At 71.4% G+C, this 18,560-nt stretch carries 20 protein-coding genes and 1 riboswitch; of the genes, 9 read left to right on the top strand and 11 right to left on the bottom strand.

From position 1 onward, the window contains the following. Positions 1 to 37: 37 nt before the first annotated feature. The 8 genes from ACZ7M3_RS00830 to ACZ7M3_RS00795 all read right to left on the bottom strand — a co-directional run bounded on the left by ACZ7M3_RS00830 (position 38) and on the right by ACZ7M3_RS00795 (position 6,920). Entirely contained in the window at positions 38 to 1,636 is a 1,599-nt protein-coding gene (locus ACZ7M3_RS00830; RefSeq protein WP_472059835.1) for an alpha/beta hydrolase, read from the bottom strand. A gap of 141 nt (positions 1,637 to 1,777) precedes the next feature. Further along, positions 1,778 to 2,539, bottom strand: coding sequence for an urease accessory protein UreD (locus tag ACZ7M3_RS00825; protein WP_472059834.1), 762 nt, complete (start codon positions 2,537 to 2,539; stop codon positions 1,778 to 1,780). Next, positions 2,536 to 3,219 (bottom strand): urease accessory protein UreG, encoded by a 684-nt coding sequence (gene ureG, locus ACZ7M3_RS00820; RefSeq protein ID WP_472059833.1) that lies wholly within the window; start codon positions 3,217 to 3,219, stop codon positions 2,536 to 2,538. The genes ACZ7M3_RS00825 and ureG overlap by 4 nt, the downstream gene beginning before the upstream one ends. A gap of 134 nt (positions 3,220 to 3,353) precedes the next feature. Further along, positions 3,354 to 4,028: an urease accessory protein UreF gene (locus tag ACZ7M3_RS00815; protein WP_472059832.1), complete on the bottom strand. Its 675-nt coding sequence runs from the start codon at positions 4,026 to 4,028 to the stop codon at positions 3,354 to 3,356. Beyond that, positions 4,028 to 5,749: an urease subunit alpha gene (locus tag ACZ7M3_RS00810; protein ID WP_388143019.1), complete on the bottom strand. Its 1,722-nt coding sequence runs from the start codon at positions 5,747 to 5,749 to the stop codon at positions 4,028 to 4,030. The genes ACZ7M3_RS00815 and ACZ7M3_RS00810 overlap by 1 nt, the downstream gene beginning before the upstream one ends. Then, a complete protein-coding gene (locus ACZ7M3_RS00805) occupies positions 5,742 to 6,053 on the bottom strand; it encodes an urease subunit beta (RefSeq protein WP_472059831.1) in 312 nt (103 codons plus the stop codon). Before ACZ7M3_RS00805 ends, ACZ7M3_RS00810 begins: the two co-directional genes overlap by 8 nt. A 16-nt stretch (positions 6,054 to 6,069) precedes the next feature. Beyond that, the gene (locus ACZ7M3_RS00800) at positions 6,070 to 6,372 is read right to left on the bottom strand and encodes an urease subunit gamma (protein ID WP_054229180.1); all 303 of its coding nucleotides are present in this window, start codon (positions 6,370 to 6,372) and stop codon (positions 6,070 to 6,072) included. A 269-nt stretch (positions 6,373 to 6,641) separates the two neighbouring features. Further along, positions 6,642 to 6,920, bottom strand: a complete 279-nt coding sequence (locus ACZ7M3_RS00795; RefSeq protein WP_060902456.1) for a type II toxin-antitoxin system Phd/YefM family antitoxin — start codon at positions 6,918 to 6,920, stop codon at positions 6,642 to 6,644. Positions 6,921 to 7,120: 200 nt separating this feature from the next. Between ACZ7M3_RS00795 and ACZ7M3_RS00790 the strand changes: the two genes are divergently transcribed. The 4 genes from ACZ7M3_RS00790 to ACZ7M3_RS00775 all read left to right on the top strand — a co-directional run bounded on the left by ACZ7M3_RS00790 (position 7,121) and on the right by ACZ7M3_RS00775 (position 9,706). Further along, positions 7,121 to 7,777 carry an ATP-dependent Clp protease proteolytic subunit gene (locus ACZ7M3_RS00790; RefSeq protein WP_472059830.1) on the top strand — a complete coding sequence of 219 codons (657 nt, stop codon included), beginning with the start codon at positions 7,121 to 7,123 and terminating at the stop codon, positions 7,775 to 7,777. Between the two features lie 7 nt (positions 7,778 to 7,784). After that, the gene (locus ACZ7M3_RS00785) at positions 7,785 to 8,090 is read left to right on the top strand and encodes a hypothetical protein (RefSeq protein WP_054228981.1); all 306 of its coding nucleotides are present in this window, start codon (positions 7,785 to 7,787) and stop codon (positions 8,088 to 8,090) included. Between the two features lie 377 nt (positions 8,091 to 8,467). Beyond that, a riboswitch (cyclic di-AMP (ydaO/yuaA leader) is annotated at positions 8,468 to 8,622 on the top strand. A gap of 3 nt (positions 8,623 to 8,625) precedes the next feature. Further along, a complete protein-coding gene (locus ACZ7M3_RS00780; RefSeq protein WP_067378747.1) occupies positions 8,626 to 9,099 on the top strand; it encodes a C40 family peptidase in 474 nt (157 codons plus the stop codon). An 85-nt stretch (positions 9,100 to 9,184) separates the two neighbouring features. Then, positions 9,185 to 9,706 carry a DUF6328 family protein gene (locus tag ACZ7M3_RS00775; RefSeq protein WP_472059829.1) on the top strand — a complete coding sequence of 174 codons (522 nt, stop codon included), beginning with the start codon at positions 9,185 to 9,187 and terminating at the stop codon, positions 9,704 to 9,706. A gap of 235 nt (positions 9,707 to 9,941) precedes the next feature. Here the strand turns inward: ACZ7M3_RS00775 and ACZ7M3_RS00770 are convergent, their stop codons facing one another. Beyond that, on the bottom strand, positions 9,942 to 10,400 hold the full coding sequence (locus ACZ7M3_RS00770; protein ID WP_054228985.1) for an ATP-binding protein: 459 nt from the start codon (positions 10,398 to 10,400) through the stop codon (positions 9,942 to 9,944). A 212-nt stretch (positions 10,401 to 10,612) separates the two neighbouring features. On the opposite strand from ACZ7M3_RS00770, the gene ACZ7M3_RS00765 reads away from it, so the two are divergent. Both ACZ7M3_RS00765 and ACZ7M3_RS00760 read left to right on the top strand, forming a co-directional pair. Next, on the top strand, positions 10,613 to 11,470 hold the full coding sequence (locus tag ACZ7M3_RS00765) for a helix-turn-helix domain-containing protein (protein ID WP_351306561.1): 858 nt from the start codon (positions 10,613 to 10,615) through the stop codon (positions 11,468 to 11,470). A gap of 12 nt (positions 11,471 to 11,482) precedes the next feature. Continuing rightward, on the top strand, positions 11,483 to 11,707 hold the full coding sequence (locus tag ACZ7M3_RS00760; protein ID WP_452973445.1) for a DUF397 domain-containing protein: 225 nt from the start codon (positions 11,483 to 11,485) through the stop codon (positions 11,705 to 11,707). Here ACZ7M3_RS00760 and ACZ7M3_RS00755 read toward each other — a convergent pair. Further along, the gene (locus ACZ7M3_RS00755) at positions 11,664 to 12,824 is read right to left on the bottom strand and encodes an 8-amino-7-oxononanoate synthase (protein WP_351306564.1); all 1,161 of its coding nucleotides are present in this window, start codon (positions 12,822 to 12,824) and stop codon (positions 11,664 to 11,666) included. The genes ACZ7M3_RS00760 and ACZ7M3_RS00755 overlap by 44 nt on opposite strands. 187 nt (positions 12,825 to 13,011) lie before the next feature. Here ACZ7M3_RS00755 and bioB point away from each other — a divergent pair, with 187 nt between their 5' ends. From bioB to bioD, 3 genes are read left to right on the top strand one after another with little or no spacing between them, the layout of a single operon-like run. After that, a complete protein-coding gene (gene bioB, locus ACZ7M3_RS00750; protein WP_472059828.1) occupies positions 13,012 to 14,217 on the top strand; it encodes a biotin synthase BioB in 1,206 nt (401 codons plus the stop codon). Continuing rightward, positions 14,210 to 15,508, top strand: a complete 1,299-nt coding sequence (locus ACZ7M3_RS00745) for an adenosylmethionine--8-amino-7-oxononanoate transaminase (protein WP_472059827.1) — start codon at positions 14,210 to 14,212, stop codon at positions 15,506 to 15,508. The genes bioB and ACZ7M3_RS00745 overlap by 8 nt, the downstream gene beginning before the upstream one ends. Before the next feature lies 1 nt (position 15,509). Beyond that, positions 15,510 to 16,226 (top strand): dethiobiotin synthase, encoded by a 717-nt coding sequence (bioD, locus tag ACZ7M3_RS00740; RefSeq protein ID WP_472059826.1) that lies wholly within the window; start codon positions 15,510 to 15,512, stop codon positions 16,224 to 16,226. Positions 16,227 to 16,295: 69 nt separating this feature from the next. Here bioD and ACZ7M3_RS00735 read toward each other — a convergent pair whose 3' ends face one another. Further along, positions 16,296 to 18,464 (bottom strand): helix-turn-helix transcriptional regulator, encoded by a 2,169-nt coding sequence (locus tag ACZ7M3_RS00735; protein WP_472059825.1) that lies wholly within the window; start codon positions 18,462 to 18,464, stop codon positions 16,296 to 16,298. Between the last annotated feature and the right edge of the window lie 96 nt (positions 18,465 to 18,560).

The following is an 18,560-nucleotide window of genomic DNA, read 5'->3' as shown; positions in this document are numbered from 1 at the left end:
CGGCCGGGGATCCGGCCACCCCTCTGTGCGTGGGGTGTTACACGGTCGGCGTGGCGTGCGGGGTGCACGTCACATCGGCCGCGTCCGTCTTGCCCGTGAGCAAGTAGGAGTCCACCCGGGTGTTGATGCACGGGTTGACCAGGCCGGTCACACCGTGCGAGCCCGCACCGTTCTCGGTGATCAGGCGGGAGCCCTTGAAGCGCTTGTGCAGTTCGACGGCGCCGGGGTACGGCGTGGCGGCGTCACGCGTGGACTGCACGATCAGGACGGCGGGCAGGCCCTTGCCGGTCTTGACGTTCACCGGGGTCTGCTGCTTGACCGGCCAGGTCGCGCAGGGCAGGTTCATCCACGCGTTGGCCCACGTCATGAACGGGTAGCTCTTGTGGAGCTTCGTGTTGTCCTTGTCCCACTTCGACCAGCTGGTGGGCCACTTGGCGTCCGCGCACTCGACGGCCGTGTAGACCGCGTTGCCGTTCTCCGAGGCGATGTTGCCCGCGGTGTCGGACAGGTCGGGGGCGGCGGCGTCGACGAGCGCCTGGGTGTCACCGGCGACGTACTTGCTGAACGCCGTCGCGACCGGCACCCACGACGAGTCGTAGTACGGGGCGCTCTGGAAGAAGGAGATCAGTTCGGCGGGGCCGACGACGCCACCGAGCGGGCTCTTCTTCGCGGTGGCCCGCAGCTTCAGCCACTGGTCCTGGACCTTGGCGCGGGTGTCGCCGAGGTGGAAGGCGGCGTCGTTCTTGGCGACCCAGTCCTCCCAGTCCTTCCAGCGGCCCTCGAAGGCGATGTCCTGCTCCAGGTTGGCCTGGTACCAGATGTTCTCCTTCGCCGGGTTGACGACACTGTCGACGACCATGCGGCGGACGTGGCCCGGGAACAGGGTGCCGTAGACGGCGCCGAGGTAGGTGCCGTAGGAGACGCCCAGGTAGTTGAGCTTCTTCTCACCGAGTCCGGCCCTGATGACATCCAGGTCGCGGGCGGTGTTGGGCGTGGTCATCTGCGCCAGCATCGCCTTGCCGCTGCGCTTGGCACAGCCGTCCGCGTACGCGGCGGCGAGCCCCCGCTGGGTGCGCTTGTCGGCCTCGGAGTCCGGGACCGGGTCGGCCTTGGGCGCCTTCACGAACTCCTGCGGGTCAATGCAGGAGATCGGGGCGGAGTGCCCGACACCGCGCGGGTCGAAGCCCACGAAGTCGTACGCCTTCGAGGTGTTGACCCACAGGGGGGCCTTGGTGGTGACGCGGCGCGGGAAGCGCATGCCCGAACCGCCGGGGCCACCCGGGTTGTAGACGAGCGCGCCCTGGCGCTCCGCCTTGGTCCCGGTGTTCCCGATACGGTCGACGGCGAGCTTGATCTGCTTGCCGTAGGGGTGGGCGTAGTCGAGCGGGACGGAGACCCAGCCGCACTGGATCGGCTTCTCGAAGCCCCAGTCCGCAGGGCAGTCCTGCCAGTTGATCCCGGCCTTCGCGGCTCGGGCTGCGGCGATCGCCGCACCGCGGGCCTCGCGGTCCTGACCGTGACGCGAGTCGGCGGTGGCCGACGGCGCCGCGACGGCTCCGGCTATCAGGGTCGCCGTGACGAGTGCTCCGGCCGAAGCGAACGCGGTCAGGCGTCTCGTCGGTCTCTTAGCCCTCAAGTGGGACCTCCCCGTACATCGTTGCGATTGGTACGGGGATCCTTTCTGCTGTGAGGTCTCTGAGAACAGGGGTGACCGGCCTTCTTTACCATTCCGATAACCGGAGTTCCAAGTCCCGTTGAGCGGAGAGTACTTGTCGACTTATCGGTCGAGTGTGCGCAAAGCCTCGTCCAGCACGCGCCGCAGTCGCAGCGCGTCCGGCGCCAGGGCGCTCACCAGGGCCGCGGGCCCGGCGAGCGGCATGAGGGCCGCGTACTCCCCGAGCAGCCGCGCCTGCGGCGGCTCACTCTCGAACTCCGGCCGTACGACGACGAGCTGACCCAGTGCCCGATGCCCCCCGAGCCCCGCGGGACCGTCCCAGCCGCCGGGTGCGCCGGGACCGCACGACAGCTCCTGGTCCAGCAGCGGCCGTCCGTCGAGCCGTACGGTAAGACGACTGGTGAGCCGTCCGGGTTGCTCGCCGACGCGCCCGAGCACCTGCTCCTCCCGGAAGACGAGCCGAGCGCCCGAGCGGAGCTCGACGTGCGAGGACACGTACAGGTCACTCCCCTGGGCGGAGATCAACTGCTCGGGCAGCCAGCGCAGTTCACCCCCGCCGGACACGTCGAGCCGCACGTCGTAGCGGGCCTCGCCCTTGGCCTGTCCCGGCAGGGCGATGGTCGCGGCGGCCGATCCGACGTGCAGCCGGGCCCCCTTCCCCACCTCCGCCTCCACGGCGAAGCGGTCACCGCCGAGCGGCCCGCTCATCGCCCCGACGAGCATGACGCGTGCCTCGTCCCCGCTCGCCCGGGTGCGCCGCAGGGCGAGCGGCCCCTCTCCCTCCAGTACGGGCAGCGCGGTACCGCCGCGCCCGTCGGCCCGTGCCCCGATCCGTGCGGTGGCCCGCACTCCCGCTGTGGTCATGCCGTCCACGCGGCCAGCCGTTCCCGCACCCACTCGGCGACGGCCGTCACCCCGGCCTCGGTCCGCAGCGACTGGAAGACGACGGGCAGCTCGGCCCGCTGTGCCTTGGCGTCGGCGGCCATCCGTCCCAGGTCGGACCCCACGTACGGCGCGAGGTCGGTCTTGTTGACGACGAGCAGGTCGGCGGTGGTGACACCGGGCCCGCCCTTGCGCGGAATGTCGTCCCCGCCCGCCACGTCGATGACGAAGACCTGCGCGTCCACCAGTCCCTTGGAGAACGTCGCGGTGAGGTTGTCACCCCCGGACTCGACGAGGATGAGGTGCAAGGGCCCCACCTCGTCCTCCAGGTCCTCCACCGCTTCGAGGTTCGCGGAGATGTCGTCCCGGATCGCGGTGTGCGGGCACGCCCCCGTCTCCACGGCGGTGATCCGCTCCGGCGGGAGCACGGCCTCCCGCAGCAGGAACTCGGCGTCCTCCCGCGTGTAGATGTCGTTCGTGACGACCGCGAGCGACAGCTCGTCCCGCAGCGCCCGGCAGAGCGCGGCGACGGTCGCCGTCTTCCCGGACCCGACGGGCCCACCGAGCCCGATGCGCAGAGCGCGCCGCGAGCCGTCGGGCCGCCGAGCGTCGGCACTGACGGCCAAGGCCCCGTCGTGGGAGTGATCGTGGTCGAGATGCATGAGGGCGACTCCAAACTATTCTTCGGCCCGGGCCGGCACCATCCAGCCCGTCCGGCGTTTGAGGACGAGGCCGTTCAGGCCGATACGGGGGTATGGGGGGCGGAGCCCCCAGGGGACGGGACGGGGCGATCCACCTACGACGCGAAGAGCCGTACAGCCCAAGCGGCATGCGCCTGCGCACTGATCTCCAGCAACGGCGCCGACGCCGACGGCAACGCGTCGACCCCACCGTCGACCACGTGCCGCGCCGCGTCGGCCGCCGCACGCGCCACGACGTCCAGCTCCGGCGCGAGCCGGGCCAGCACCCCCGTGGCGTCGAACGGATCGAGGCTCAGCAACCGCACGGTCGCGGTCGCCGGACCGCTGACGCTCTCGTACGCGCAGCAGTACGCGGCGTCCTCGGGCCCGAGCCCGGCGGCCCGCGCCGCCAGCCCCAGAACGACCGGCTGGTGCGCTCCCTTGGGAAAGGCCCGCGCCAGCGCGTCGAGTTCCGCGGACGGCCAGGTCGCCCGGGCCGCCCGCATCAGCTGCCGCCCGAGCCGCCGCGCGGTGACCCGCAGAGCCGGCGACGGCGTGCGGGCGTCCGCGGCCGAGTCCAGCAGCGCCGGATCGACCCCGAGCGCGGCCGCCGCGGCCAGGGCGGCGGACACCAGCCCCGCCGTGTTGAGGCGCCCCCGGCAGAAGTCCTCCAGGCTCGCCGCCCCGCTGATCCGCCCGGCCTTGACCGCCGCCTCGGCCCCGCCGGAGTGGGCGTGCCCTCCGGCGGGGAAGCGGCCGTCGGCCAGGACGAGTAGTGCCGCGCGGGACATCAGAAGAGGAAGTAACGCTGGGCCATGGGCAGTTCGGAGGCCGGGGTGGCCTCCACCAGCTCCCCGTCGATGTGCACGGCGAAGCTGTCGGGATCGACCCGTACCCGCGGCCGGGCGTCGTTCTCCCGCATGTCGGCCTTGGTCACCCCGCGCGTCGAATCGATCGCCACGAACCGCTTCCCCAGCGAGAGCCGCTCCGGCAGTCCGTCCTCGATGGCGAGCGGCGCCACGAAGTTGAACGAGTTCGAGGCGGGTGCCCGTCCGATCGCCCCGAACATGGGCCGGGGCAGGATCGGCTGCGGTGTCGGGATGGACGCGTTGGCGTCGCCCATCTGCGCGTACGCGATCTGCCCGCCCTTGATGACGAGTTGCGGCTTGACCCCGAAGAACGCGGGCTCCCACAGCACGAGGTCGGCCAGCTTGCCGGTCTCGACGGAGCCGATCTCGCGGGCCAGGCCCTGCGCGAGCGCCGGGTTGATCGTGTACTTGGCGACATAGCGACGTACGCGGTGGTTGTCCGCTCGCCCGTCACCGGGGAGGGCGCCGCGCCGCCGCTTCATCACGTGGGCCGTCTGCCAGGTCCGCATGATGACCTCGCCGACCCGGCCCATCGCCTGTGCGTCGGACGAGATGATCGAGATGGCGCCCAGGTCGTGCAGGATGTCCTCGGCCCCGATGGTGGAGGGCCGGATGCGGGACTCGGCGAAGGCCAGGTCCTCCGGGACGGCCGCGTTGAGGTGGTGGCAGACCATCAGCATGTCGAGGTGTTCCTCGGCGGTGTTGACGGTGTAGGGCCGGGTCGGGTTGGTGGAGCTGGGCAGTATGTGCGGCTCGGAGACCACGGTCATGATGTCCGGCGCGTGCCCGCCGCCCGCACCCTCGGTGTGGTAGGCGTGGATGCCGCGGCCGGCGATCGCGGCGAGCGTGTCGCCGACGAACCCGGCCTCGTTCAGGGTGTCCGTGTGGATGGCGACCTGGATGCCGGTGCGGTCGGCGACGGTCAGCGCGGCGTCGATGACGGCGGGCGTGGAGCCCCAGTCCTCGTGCAGCTTGAGACCGAGCGCCCCGCCCCGGATCTGCGACAGCATCGCGTCGCGCGAGACGGTGTTGCCCTTGCCGAGCAGACCGAAGTTGAGCGGGTACTGCTCCATCGCCTCCAGCATCCGGGCGAGGTGCCAGGGTCCGGGAGTGACCGTCGTCGCCTTCGAGCCCTCGGCGGGACCGGTGCCGCCGCCGACCAGCGTCGTGATGCCGGAGGCGAGCGCCTCGTCGGCGATCTGCGGACAGATCAGGTGGACGTGCGCGTCGATGGCACCCGCGGTGACGATCCGTCCGTTGCCCGCGATGATCTCGGTCTCGGGGCCGATGACGAGGTCGGGGTGGACCCCGTCCATGGTGTCCGGGTTGCCGGCCTTGCCGATGCCGGTGATCCGGCCGTCGCGGATGCCGACGTCGGCCTTGACGATCCCCCAGTGGTCGACGATCACGACACCCGTGATGACCGTGTCCGGAGTGCCTTCTGCACGCGTGGCGCGCGCTTGGCCCATGGATTCACGGATGACCTTGCCACCGCCGAAGACGGCCTCGTCACCGGCGAGCCCGGGGCCGCCGGAACGGTCCTCCTCGATCTCGATCAGCAGGTCGGTGTCGGCGAGCCGGATGCGGTCGCCGGTGGTGGGGCCGAACAGATCGGCGTATGCGGCGCGCGAGAGCTCAGGCATCGAGGGCACCTCCGGTCTCCCCGCGCAGGCCGGGCACGACACGGGCGCCGGTGAGCGGAACGAGTTCGACGTCGACGGGGATCCCGGGTTCGAAGCGCACGGCCGTGCCGGCGGCGACGTTGAGCCGTCTGCCGCGCGCGGCGGCGCGGTCGAAGTCCAGACCGGGGTTGGCCTCGGCGAAGTGATAGTGGGAGCCGACCTGGACGGGCCGGTCGGCGGCGTTGAGGACGGTCAGCCGGGTGACCTCGCGGCCCTCGTTGAAGGCGACGGGTCCGTCGGCGAACAGGATCTCTCCGGGAATCATGGCTCTCGCTCCCCCGTCAGACGATCGGGTCGTGGACGGTGACGAGCTTGGTGCCGTCCGGGAAGGTCGCCTCGACCTGGACGTCGTGGATCATCTCGGGGATGCCCTCCATGACGTCGTCCCGGGTGAGGATCTTGCGTCCGGAGGACATCAGCTCGGCGACCGTACGGCCGTCGCGCGCGCCTTCGAGGATGTGCGACGTGATGAGGGCGACCGCCTCGGGGTGGTTCAGTTTGAGCCCGCGGGCCCGTCGCTTCTCGGCCACGTCGGCGGCCACATGAATCAGCAGCCTCTCTTGCTCGTGCGGGGTCAGTTGCACGGCGTCCCACCTCACAGTCCTCGCTCCGGACCGTGCGGGGTCCGGTGGCCGCAGCCACCAAAACCCCTGGTGGCGTGGATGGGCACGCTAGTTGGCCGTCGTTTCGAGGACGTTAACCCGGCTGTGGTCCACGCATGACCGACGTGGACGCTCCCGGGCCGTCGTCGGGACCGCCGCCCGGGACGAGGCCATGGGTCGGACCGTATACGGCGCGATGGCCGCCCGCCTTCGACGCGGCCGTCACCCTCACCGTCACCACCCAAGGGACCTTATGAGGCGCCGTGACCCCGGTGCTCCGCCGCGATGCCGAAGCGCTGGCGCTCACGCGGGGCGGACGCGACCTCGCGGACGCTGGAGAGGGAGCTGACCACCTGTTCGTCGGCGGACTCCGGGAGTTCCTCGAGCCGCTCCAGGTCGGCGGCGGAGACCAGGGCGACGAGGGGCTTGCCGTGCCGTGTCACCACGACGCGCTCGCCCCCGTACACCACCCGGTTGATCAGATCGGCGAGCTCAGCCCTGGCTTGCGTCACCGGAATCTCGTAGGCCATGCCCACCAGCTTAGACCGGGCCCCCGGCACCCCCACAGAGCGGACGATCTCGTTCAGCTCCACCGAAAACGATCCATGCGCACGATCGGGCGACCCTCTTCACCGACGGCGCACGGGGATTTCGCTGTCAGCCGAGCACCCTTCCCCGCTCTGTACGTCCTGTACATTTTTTACAGAACCCTTCACAGGAGGCGCGTGCCATGAACGAACCGTCCGCCCGTCATGTCCTGCCCGAGTTCACCGAGCGGACGAGCATGGTGCACCGGACCCTGGATCCGTACTCGAAGCTGCTCGACGAGCGGATCGTGTTCCTCGGAACGCCGATCGACGACACCTCGGCGAACGACGTGATGGCGCAGTTCATGCACCTCGAATACCTGGCGCCCGACCAGGACATCGCGCTGTACATCAACTCCCCCGGCGGCTCGTTCAGCGCGATGACGGCGATCTACGACACGATGCAGTTCGTCAGTTGCGACGTGGAGACCACCTGCCTGGGGCAGGCCGCGTCGGCCGCCGCCGTACTGCTGGCCGGCGGCGCGCCGGGCAAGCGGTTCGCGCTGCCGGGGGCCCGGGTGCTGATCCACCAGCCGTCACTTCCCGAGCCGCTGCAGGGACAGGCGAGCGATCTGGCCCTCCAGGCAGAGGAGTTGATGCGCACTCGAAGGCTGCTGGAGGACATGCTCGTACGGCACACGGGGCAGAGTCCTGAACAGGTCGCCGCCGACATCGAGCGCGACAAGATCCTGGACGCTCAGGCCGCGTTGGCGTACGGACTGGTGGACGGGATCATCCCCAGCCGCAAGACCTCGCGCACCGCGCCCGGTGCGAGGAACGCCACACCCGACGCGAGGTGATCCGCCGATGGTGCCCGAACTGCCCCCGCTGCCCGCGCTGACACGAGCCGAGGCCGAGCTGATCGACCGTTACCTCGACGTGGTCGACCTGCTCGGCCGTATCAACCCGGCCCGGCCCGGAGACACCTACCGCGGGCTGCGTGCCGCCCAGGCGCTGGTCGCCAAGGCCACCGAGCTGCGGGACGCCCTCGCGCTGATGCACCAGCGCGGCGAGAGCGAGGTGCACGCGCCGACGCTGGCGCAGGCTCTGCGCGTCCTCGACGGTGAGCGGCGGGCGGCCCGCGTCACGCTGCCGCCCGACGCCGACAATTGACACGTCCGCACCCGGGTCGCCGTGCGCGCCGAGTCGGCGAGGCGTCCGGCCCGGGGTTCAAACGGACCAGATGGCGTACCCCCTGATGGAGTAATCACACACCCCTTCGGGGAACCGAAAAAGTTGCACAACGCGCGTAGCCCGGAGGCGGAATGAGATGCTCCGGTGCTGGTGGGCGCGTCGTCGGTGTCCCCAACATCGCCCGAACAGGGGGTCGTCCACCCGAACGGGTGAGTGGTGAGTAACCCCACAAATCGCCGGTTCCACTCGGATTTTGTGACTGCTATGCGTGAAGATCCCTTCCGACGACAAGCCCCCGCCACAGCGGCGGGGCGGTCCGGGCGGACGCCGAGTCCTGCCGCTGCCCGGATGACCGGTCGACAGAAGTGCATCGGCAGGAGTGGAGGACCCAGCAAGACGGGTCGCCGGAGAAATCCGGGCGGTCCTTGGGGTGAAGCCGCGCAAGCGGCCGGGCTACTTCGCCAGCCCGAATCCGACAGGTCATCCTTCACAGGCGGCTGACGAAGGGTTGCGCATGACTGCGCTCAATCGTGTCCCGTCGCTGTGGACCCGGGCCGGTACGGCCTCGGCGCTCACCATCGCCGCCGTGGGCGGCAGCCTCGTGGTTCCTGGCGTCGCATCCGACGCCGAAGCGGCCACGTTGGCGACGAAGGCACTTCAGGTCGCCGCTTCCAAGAAGGGCTCCCCGTACCAGTACGGTGCCGCCGGGCCACGCCGATTCGACTGCTCCGGGCTCACGCTCTACTCGTACAAGAAGGCGGGCAAGACGCTGCCTCGTACGGCCGCGGCGCAGTACAACAAGACGCACCACATCTCCGCGTCCCACCGCAAGGCCGGAGACCTGGTGTTCTTCCACTCGGGCCGGAACGTGTACCACGTCGGCATCTACGCCGGAAAGGGAAAGATCTGGCACTCCCCGAAGACAGGGGAGGTCGTGAAGCTGCAGAAGATCTGGACGAAGAGCGTCTGGTACGGCCGGGTCAGCTGACCTGCCCGAGGGGGTGCCGCCGGCCGGCACCCCCTCGGGGTTCCCTCCGGGCGTGAAATGCGGACGAACCGGTTACTCGTTCAGCATGGCTGAGCGACCTTCCCCCGAAGAACGGAACGAGACGCCCCTCGAGCGCGCCGATCGCAACTTCGGCGAACTGCTCCAGGAGCTGCGCGTCACGCAGACCGGTGTGCAGATCCTCTTCGCGTTCCTGCTGACGCTGGCGTTCACCCCGCGCTTCCCGTCCCTCGACACGGTGCAGCGCGCCACGTACGTCACCACCCTCCTGCTGGCCGTGGCCGCCGCCGCGCTCTTCACGGCGCCGGCCGCGCTGCACAGGTCGCTGTTCCGGCAGGGCGCGAAGCCGACCGTCGTGCGGGTCTCCTCCGTCCTGGCCACGGTCGGGATGGGCGTGCTCATGCTGGCGCTGACGGGATCGGTGCTGCTCGTCGTGGACGTCGCGCTGGGACGCGCCGCGGGGATCGCCTCGGGCGCGGGCACGCTGCTCGTCTGTGTGGCGCTGTGGGGCCTCCTGCCCGGCCTGGTGCACCGTGCCGTCGTCAGCGCAGCGACGGCTCCGAAAGAAGCACCCGACCGAGAACCGTGAGCGCGCTCATCGCCCGGCTGCCGCCGGCCGAACCGGCCGGACAGCGCGGTCGCACCGGAGAGATGGCCAGGACGGCTGCGGCTCCGGTGGGGCCGCGGTTGCGGGGACCGGGAGATCCGCACCGTACGATCTCCGTCGTCCACCGGACCGGGGACCGCTCGGCACCGGCGGCCGAGGCCTTCCGGGCCCCGCCGCGAGGCGCCTCGCAGCGCAGACACGACAACTGGGCCGCTCCTCAGGGCTCTTGTGGGCCGCCGGCCGTCACCGGCTGGGCCGGCACCGTCCAGGGCAGCTCGATGGCGACCGTCTTGCCGCCCTCACGGGTGGGCCGGACGACGAGTCTGCCGCCGCATTCGGCGGTCAGCCAGCGGATGATCACCATGCCGCGTCCATTGTCCTGCTGGACGGCGGCAGGCAGACGTTTGGGAAAGCGCGGATGGCTGTCGGTGACGCCGATCCTGAGGTGTTCGTCTCGGTCGAGCCGGACGTCCACCGTGAAGGTGGGCGACTGCCCGAAAGTATGTTGGACGGCGTTGGTGGCTAGTTCTGACACGATCAGGCGTACGGTGTCCGCGACTTCGGCGTCGCACGGCAGGCCCCATTCGGCCAGCACATCGGCGACGAAATTCCGGGCCGCGGAGACCGAGGCGGGATCGCTCGGCAGAGTGACGGATGCTTCCTGGTGATCTGCCATGGCGACGTCGTCCCTTTCCCACGGGACCGGAGTCCGACACGGAGCGGATGGTTCGAGTACGGTCCCGGACTGGTGCTTCGCGCCAGACTGCCATCACTGGGCCGGTCACGGGTGCGATCCACCGAGATATGCATATATCTGTCGCTCGATGCGGTGAACTCCACGACGACGGAGCGTATTTGGGCGGCTCGGAAGGAGTAAGGAGTACGGCCATGCAGCACGGTCCCGCGGTGCGCCGCCGCAAGCTCGGTGCCGAACTGCGCGCGCTGCGCGCCGTTGCGGGTCTCACCAGTGGTGAGGCGGCCCGTCTCGTCGGCTGGCACCAGTCGAAGGTGAGCCGGATCGAGACCGGTATCAGTGGGGTGAAACCGGCCGACGTGGAGCGCCTGTTGGACGCCTACGCCGTCACGGACCCCGAGTTACGGGAGCTCCTGGTCGGCCTCGCGGGCTCCGAGGGCAACGGTCGCCATCACTGGTGGCACGCCTACCGCGGGGTCCTGCCGCCCACGTACCGCGACTTCATCAGTCTGGAGTCCCAGGCCAGCGGCATGCGCACGCTGGAGACCACGGTGGTGCCCGGACTGCTCCAGACGCCCGAGTACGCGCGGGAGGTGACCCGGGTCGCCGTCGGCGGCCTGGAGGACGGCAAGCTCGACGCGCTCGTCGAGGTGCGCCTCGCCCGGCAGGACGTCCTGCGTTCGAATCCGCCGCTGGAACTGACCGCCGTCCTCGACGAGGCCGTGTTAAGACGTGAGGTCGGCGGACCGAAGGTGATGGCTCGGCAACTGGAGCGTCTGCGGGAGGCCGCCACCCTGCCTCAAGTGCGCCTTCAGGTCCTGCCGTTCGCCGCGGGAGCCCATATCGGCGTCACCGGGCCTTTCGTTATCTTCTCATTTCCGAACACAACTGATCTGGATGTGGTTGTTCTCGACCACTTGACGAGTAGCCTCTATCTCGAACGGAAAGAAGACCTTCAGGCCTACACCGAGGCCTTCAACGCCCTTCAGTTCCACGCCCTTTCGCCCGAGGACTCGTTGGACTACATCGCCGGGATAGGTGACGGCGCGTAAGGAGGCACCCCCATGACTGCACTGCCTCGGTACGTACGTTCAAGTACTTCACTCCGCGACGTGCCATGGCTGCGCAGCAGCCGCAGTACGGGAATGAACAACTGCGTCGAGACGGCCCGACCCGGCCCAGGACCCTGGGCCGGACTGGTCGCTGTGCGCGATTCCAAGAACAAGGCGGGCCCCGCCCTGCTCTTCACTCCCGCCAGTTGGGAGGGCTTTGTCGCCGGGCTGAACTGATCACGCCGACGGCGTGCTCGATCTGCGCGTCGGTGAGGTCCGCGCGGGCGGTCAGCCGCAGCCGTGAGATGCCGTCCGGCACGGACGGGGGGCGGAAGCAGCCGACGGCGAGTCCCGCTTCCCGGCAGTCGGCGGCCCACCGCACGGCCTGTTCGGGGGACGGCGCGCGCACGGAGACCACGGCGGCGTCCGGTCGTACGGCTTCCAGTCCCTCGGCGGTCAGCCGGGTGTGCAGCGCCGTCGCCACCTCACGGGCCCTGGCGGCGCGCTCCGGCTCACGGCGCAGCAGCCTGAGCGCCGCGAGGGCCGCGCCCGCCGCCGCGGGCGCGAGACCGGTGTCGAAGATGAAGGTGCGCGCCGCGTTGACCAGGTGGTCGATGACCGGGGCGGGGCCGAGGACGGCTCCGCCCTGGCTGCCGAACGACTTGGAGAGGGTGGCGGTCACGACCACGTCCGGGGCGCCCGCGAGCCCCGCGGCCTGCGGGGCGCCCCGACCACCGTCGCCCAGGACGCCCAGCCCGTGCGCGTCGTCGACGAGCAGCGCCGCGCCGTGCTCACGGCAGGCGGTGGCGAGTTCGGCCAGCGGGGCCGCGTCGCCGTCCACCGAGAAGACCGTGTCGGACACGGCGACGGCGGGACCCTCGTGCGTGCCCAGCGCCTTGCGCACGGCGTCGGGGTCGGCGTGCGCCACGACCTGGGTCGCGCCCCGGGCAAGCCGGCAGCCGTCGATGAGGGAGGCGTGGTTGCCCGCGTCCGAGACGACCAGCGAGCCGTGCGGCGCGAGCGTGGTCACGGCGGCGAGATTGGCCGCGTAGCCGGAGGAGAAGACGAGCGCGGACTCGAAGCCGCAGAAGTCCGCGAGCTCGCGTTCGAGTTCGCCATGAAGTTCGGTCGTGCCGGAGACGAGCCGCGAGCCGGTCGCACCGGCGCCCCAGCGGCGCGCGGCCTGGGCGGCGGCCGCCGTGATCTCGGGGTGGTGGGCCAGCCCGAGGTAGTCGTTGCTCGCCAGATCGAGAAGGGGTGAGTCGGCGGCGCGGGGGCGCAGGGTGCGGACGAGTCCGGCCTGTCGGCGCTGGTGCGCCTGCTCGTCGATCCACGCGAACGGCGATCCGGCCATGCTGGTGCCTCCGGGCCCTGGGAGTGGTCGTGAGGGGGGTTATGAAGGTGGTCGTTTTGTAGGCAGTGCACAGACCCTAGCGGGGCGGCGCGGCGCCCATGATGTGGCAATACCCACACGTCGAAGCGTCTCTGTTGTGCAAACTCTCCTTGGCCTCAGCGGCTCGCATACGTCAGGATCGGATCTCATGGACCTGCTGAACACGCTGGTGGACAAGGGGCTTCGGCGCGAGCTGCCGACCCGTGACGAGGCGCTGGCCGTGCTGGCCACGTCCGACGACGACGTGCTCGACGTGGTGGCCGCGGCCGGAAAAGTCCGCCGGCACTGGTTCGGCCGTCGAGTGAAACTCAACTATCTGGTCAATCTGAAGTCCGGTCTGTGCCCGGAGGACTGCTCGTACTGCTCGCAGCGCCTCGGCTCCAAGGCCGACATCCTCAAATACACCTGGCTCAAGCCGGACCAGGCCTCGCAGGCCGCGGCTGCCGGGCTCGCCGGGGGCGCCAAGCGGGTCTGCCTGGTGGCCAGCGGCCGCGGTCCGACGGACCGTGACGTGGACCGGGTCTCCGACACCATCAAGGCGATCAAGGACCGACACGAGAACGTCGAGGTGTGCGCCTGCCTGGGCCTGCTCTCCGACGGCCAGGCCGAGCGGTTGCGCGAGGCGGGAGCGGACGCCTACAACCACAACCTGAACACCTCCGAGGGGACGTACGGGGACATCACGACCACGCACACGTACGCCGACCGGGTGGACACGGTCCAGAAGGCGCACGCGGCCGGTCTGTCCGCCTGCTCGGGTCTGATCGCGGGCATGGGCGAGTCGGACGAGGACCTCGTCGACGTCGTCTACTCGCTGCGCGAGCTCGACCCGGACTCCGTTCCGGTGAACTTCCTGATCCCCTTCGAGGGCACCCCGCTCGCCAAGGAGTGGAACCTCACCCCGCAGCGGTGCCTGCGCATCCTGGCCATGGTCCGTTTCGTCTGCCCGGACGTGGAGGTCCGCATCGCGGGCGGCCGCGAGGTCCACCTCCGCAGCATGCAGCCGCTCGCCCTGAACCTGGCCAACTCGATCTTCCTCGGCGACTACCTCACCAGCGAGGGCCAGGCGGGCAAGGCCGACCTGGACATGATCGCGGACGCCGGGTTCGAGGTGGAGGGCGCGGGCGAGGTGACCCTGCCGGAGCACCGCGTGACGGCGGGCGCCGGCTGCGGTGCGCACGCCGAGGCCGGATGCGGCTCGCACGCGGACGCCGGGTGCGGCTCGCACGAAGGCGGCGGCGTCTGCGGTTCCGTGAAGGTGCAGGCCGAGCAGGAGCAGCCCGCCGAAGCGCGTACGGATCTCGTCGCCGTACGCCGCCGGGGTGCCGGAACGGACCTCGCCCCCAATGCCTGACCGGTCCGAGCCGTCCACGCTGCCCGTGCGGGAACTGCTGGAGTTGGACCGGCGGCACGTCTGGCACCCGTACGGCCCCATGCCCGGCCGCCAGGAACCGCTCGTCGTGGAATCGGCGAGCGGGGTACGCCTGCGGCTGGCGGACGGCTCGGGCGAGCTGGTCGACGGCATGTCGTCCTGGTGGTCGGCCATCCACGGCTACAACCACCCGGTCCTCAACGACGCGGCGCGCGACCAGCTGGAGCGCATGAGCCATGTCATGTTCGGCGGGCTCACGCACGAGCCCGCCGTACGGCTGGCGAAGCGACTTGTCGACATCACGCCCGAGGGCCTGGAACACGTCTTCCTCGCCGACTCCGGATCGGTGTCGGTCGAGGTCGCCGTCAAGATGTGCCTCCAGCACTGGCGCTCGCTCGGCCGCCCGGGCAAGCAGCGGCTGCTGACCTGGCGCGGCGGGTATCACGGGGACACCTGGCAGCCGATGTCGGTGTGCGACCCCGAGGGCGGGATGCACGAGCTGTGGCAGGGCGTGCTCCAGCGCCAGGTGTTCGCCGACGCCCCGCCGGTCGCGTACGAGGAGTCGTACGCCGAGCAGCTGCGGGAGCTGATCGGGCGGCACGCCGACGAGCTCGCCGCGGTGATCGTGGAACCGGTGGTACAGGGCGCGGGCGGGATGCGGTTCCACTCCCCCGCGTATCTGCGGGTGCTGCGGGAGGCGTGCGACGCGCACGACGTGCTTCTCGTCCTCGACGAGATCGCGACCGGCTTCGGTCGAACGGGCGCTCTGTTCGCGGCGGAGCACGCCGGTATCACACCGGACGTGATGTGCGTCGGCAAGGCGCTGACCGGCGGCTACATGACGATGGCGGCGACGCTCTGCACGGCACGGGTGGCCGAGGGCATCTCACGCGGTGAGGTCCCGGTGCTGGCTCACGGCCCGACCTTCATGGGCAATCCGCTGGCCGCCGCGGTGGCCTGCGCCTCGATCGACCTGCTGCTCGGACAGGACTGGCAGACCGAGGTCAAGCGGATCGAGGCGGGTCTGCGGGACGGCCTTGCGGAGGCGTCCTCGTTGCCGGGTGTCCGGGACGTACGGGTCCTGGGCGCGATCGGCGTCGTCCAGCTCGACCACGAGGTCGACATGAAGGCGGCTACGGCGGCGGCCGTGCGCGAGGGCGTGTGGCTGCGCCCGTTCCGCGACCTCGTCTACACGATGCCGCCGTACGTCACGGGTGACGCGGACGTGGCACGGATCGCGCGCGCGGTGTGCGCGGCGGCACGGGAGGGATGACATGGCGGTTCTGGTGATCACGGGGACGGGCACGGAGGTCGGCAAGACGGTCACGACGGCCGCCGTCGCCGCCACGGCCCTCGCGGCCGGACGCTCCGTGGCCGTACTCAAGCCGGCGCAGACGGGCGTACGCCCGGACGAGCGCGGGGACGCCGACGAGGTGGCCCGGCTCGCGGGCGCCGTGACCACGCTCGAACTCGCCCGCTATCCGGAGCCGTTGGCTCCCGCGACGGCCGCGCGGCGGGCCTCCCTGCCGCCGGTGCGCCCGGTCGCGGTGGCGAAGGCGGCGGCCGAACTGGCCACCGAGCACGACCTCGTGCTGGTCGAGGGAGCAGGCGGTCTCCTCGTCCGCTTCGACGACGAGGGCGGCACGCTGGCGGACGCGGCGAGCCTGCTGGACGCGCCGGTGCTGGTGGTGGCATCAGCGGGCCTCGGCACCCTGAACACCACCGAGCTGACGGCTCGTGAACTGCGGCGCCGTGGGCTGGACCTGGCGGGAGTCGTCATCGGCAGCTGGCCCGAATCCCCGGACCTGGCGTCGCGCTGCAACCTCGCGGATCTGCCGGTCGTGGCCGAGGCTCCGCTACTGGGAGCGGTGCCCGCGGGGGCGGGGGCTTACCCGGTCGCCGACTTCTGTGCGGAGGCGCCTGGGTGGCTGGCCTCTCGGCTGGGCGGCACCTGGGACGGAAACGCCTTCATTTCGGCGCAGGGGGTCTGAACGCCCCGTCAGGGGCGCGGGGAACCGCGCGCTCAACCCCCACCCGCCCGCAGCCGCAAGACAGCCCCCTCACCCCTCCCCCAACAACCGCACCAACTCGATCCGCGACCGAATCCCCAACCGCGCGAACACCCCCCGCAGATGATGATCAATGGTCCGCGGGCTGAGCAACAACCGCGACGCGATCTCCCGGTTGGTCGCCCCGTCGGCCGCCATGCGCGCGACCATCAACTGCTGCGCGGTGAGACGGGCGACGAGATCGTCGGCGCCCCGCACCGGGGAGACGGGCTCCCCCAGGACACGGAGTTCGGTCCGCGCTGCCGCCGCGCACTGCGGCGAACCGAAGTGCTCGAACGCCTCGAGGGCGCTGTGCAGTCGGTCACGGGCCTCCGTCCGGTGCCGCAGTCGCCGTAGCGCACCGCCGAACAGCAGCTCCGTACGGGCGCGTTCGAAGTCACGGGTGCCCGAGGCGTGCAGGTCGAGGGCGGTGCGGTAGTGCTCGACGGCCTCCGCGCCGGAGGCGAGCAGGGCCCGGCAGCGGGCGCTGAGCGCCAGGTCGTCGGGGCTGCGCACGGTACGCGCCCAGTGGTCGTAGTCGGCATGGGCGGCCCGGGCGACGCGTGTGTCGCCGGTGCGGACGGCGGCCTCGACGTAGTGCGGTGTGGCGATGTGACGGATGGCGCGATGCCCGTGCCCGGGGCCGAATCCGGCGAGGGCGCGCAGCCGGGCCGCCGAGGCGGCGAAGCGGCCGGTGCTCAGGTCGAGGAAGGCGAGCGCGAACAGGGCCAGCGCGGCGGGCAGGCCGAGCCCGCGGGCGAGGGCGTAGGCGCGGGCGGCCTCGGCGCGCTCCCGGCAGACGTCCTCGTCGCCGGTGACCGCGGCGAACATCGCGAGGGCCGCCTGCAGATGGCAGGCCCCGTTGTCCTGGCCGGTGGTGTACGCCTGGCGGAGGGCCTCCAGGGTGGCGGCCTCGGCGGCCCTTGGTCGACCGGTCCAGAAGTCGGCGTACGCCCGGAACTCCATGGCCTGGGGAACGGTGACCCCGTCTCCCCCGGCCCGGGCGGAGGCGGCGGCCCGGACGGTGGCGGTGGTGGCCGCGGTGTGGTCGCCGAGCAGGAGCGCGGCGATCCCGGAGTGGATCAGCAGGGTGGGATCGCCCCCGGGACCGCAGCGCCCGGCCGCCGCCTTCAGCAGGTCCCGCGCGTCGTCGTACCGGCCCTCGAACGCCGCGGCCAGCCCGCCCAGCGTGCCGGGCGGCACGATCCCGAGCCGGTCGGCGACGGCCGCCGCCTCCCGGCACCGGCGCAGGTCGCCGGTGTAGATCGCGGCTTCGGTGGCGCGGGCGAGGAGGTGGACGGCGGCGTGCTGGGGGTGGTCCGTGCGGGCCGGCCCCGGGCCATCCTGGGCGTAGCGCACCGCGGCCGTCAGCAGCGCGTCGAACGCGTCCGTCGCGTTGCCCGCGCGCAGCGCGAGCAGACCGCCCAGGGCGTCGTCGTCGGTGGCGGCGACGAGCCGGCGGGCACGGTCGGCGTCGCCGGACCGCCAGGCGTCGGCGGCGGCGCGGGCGATCAGCCAGGCCCGCTCGCTCGGCTCGGGGGACAGCGCGGCGGCGCGTTCGACGAGGGCGCAGGCCAGGGCGTGGTCGCCCGCGGTGCGCGCGGTGTGGGCCGCCGCCCGGAGTTCGGCGGCGAGGCGTCGGCTGGGACCGAGCGCGGCGGCGCCCCGGTGCCAGGACCGCCGGGGTGACTCGCCCTCGCCGCGCAGGACCCGGGCGAGCAGGAGGTGGACGGCGCGCCGGTCCGTCACGGAGGCGGTCTCGTAGGCGGCTATCCGGGTCCACGGGTCGCGGAAGACGATCCCGCCCGCCGTGGCGTGGGCGATTCCGGCCACCTCGGCGGTGACGAGGGGCCGGGTGTCGAGCCGGGCCGCGGTGACGGCCCGCAGGAAGGCGTGGGTGTCGACCGGGTACTGGTCGGCCGCCGCGAGGAGCAGGAGGCGCCGGGTGGTGTCGGGCAGGGCGCGGACCTCCTGACGGTACGCGCGCAGGAGTACGGGAGGCTGTGCCGGCAGCGGGTCGAGGCCGGTCAGTTGACGCTCGGTCAGTGCGGAGGCGAGTTCCGCGGCGGCGCGGCGGTCGCCGTGCGCGGTGCGCAGGATCCGTACCCGTACGCCTTCGGGAAGCGAGGGGCCGAGCTCGGGTTGTGCGGGGCCGCGTACGGGGTTCGCCGAAGTCACCACCCGAATGACGTTACTGGTGAGTTAACTGGCAAGTAAAGACCGGCGATTTCACCGATGCGGCGCGCGTAGACCCCGGCTGACACTCCAGGCACCCCA

The sequence above is a fragment of the Streptomyces sp. NPDC111656 genome, assembly GCF_055656965.1.
The sequence above is the reverse complement of the archived record's forward strand: the minus strand, read 5'-3'. Positions and strand labels throughout refer to the sequence as shown.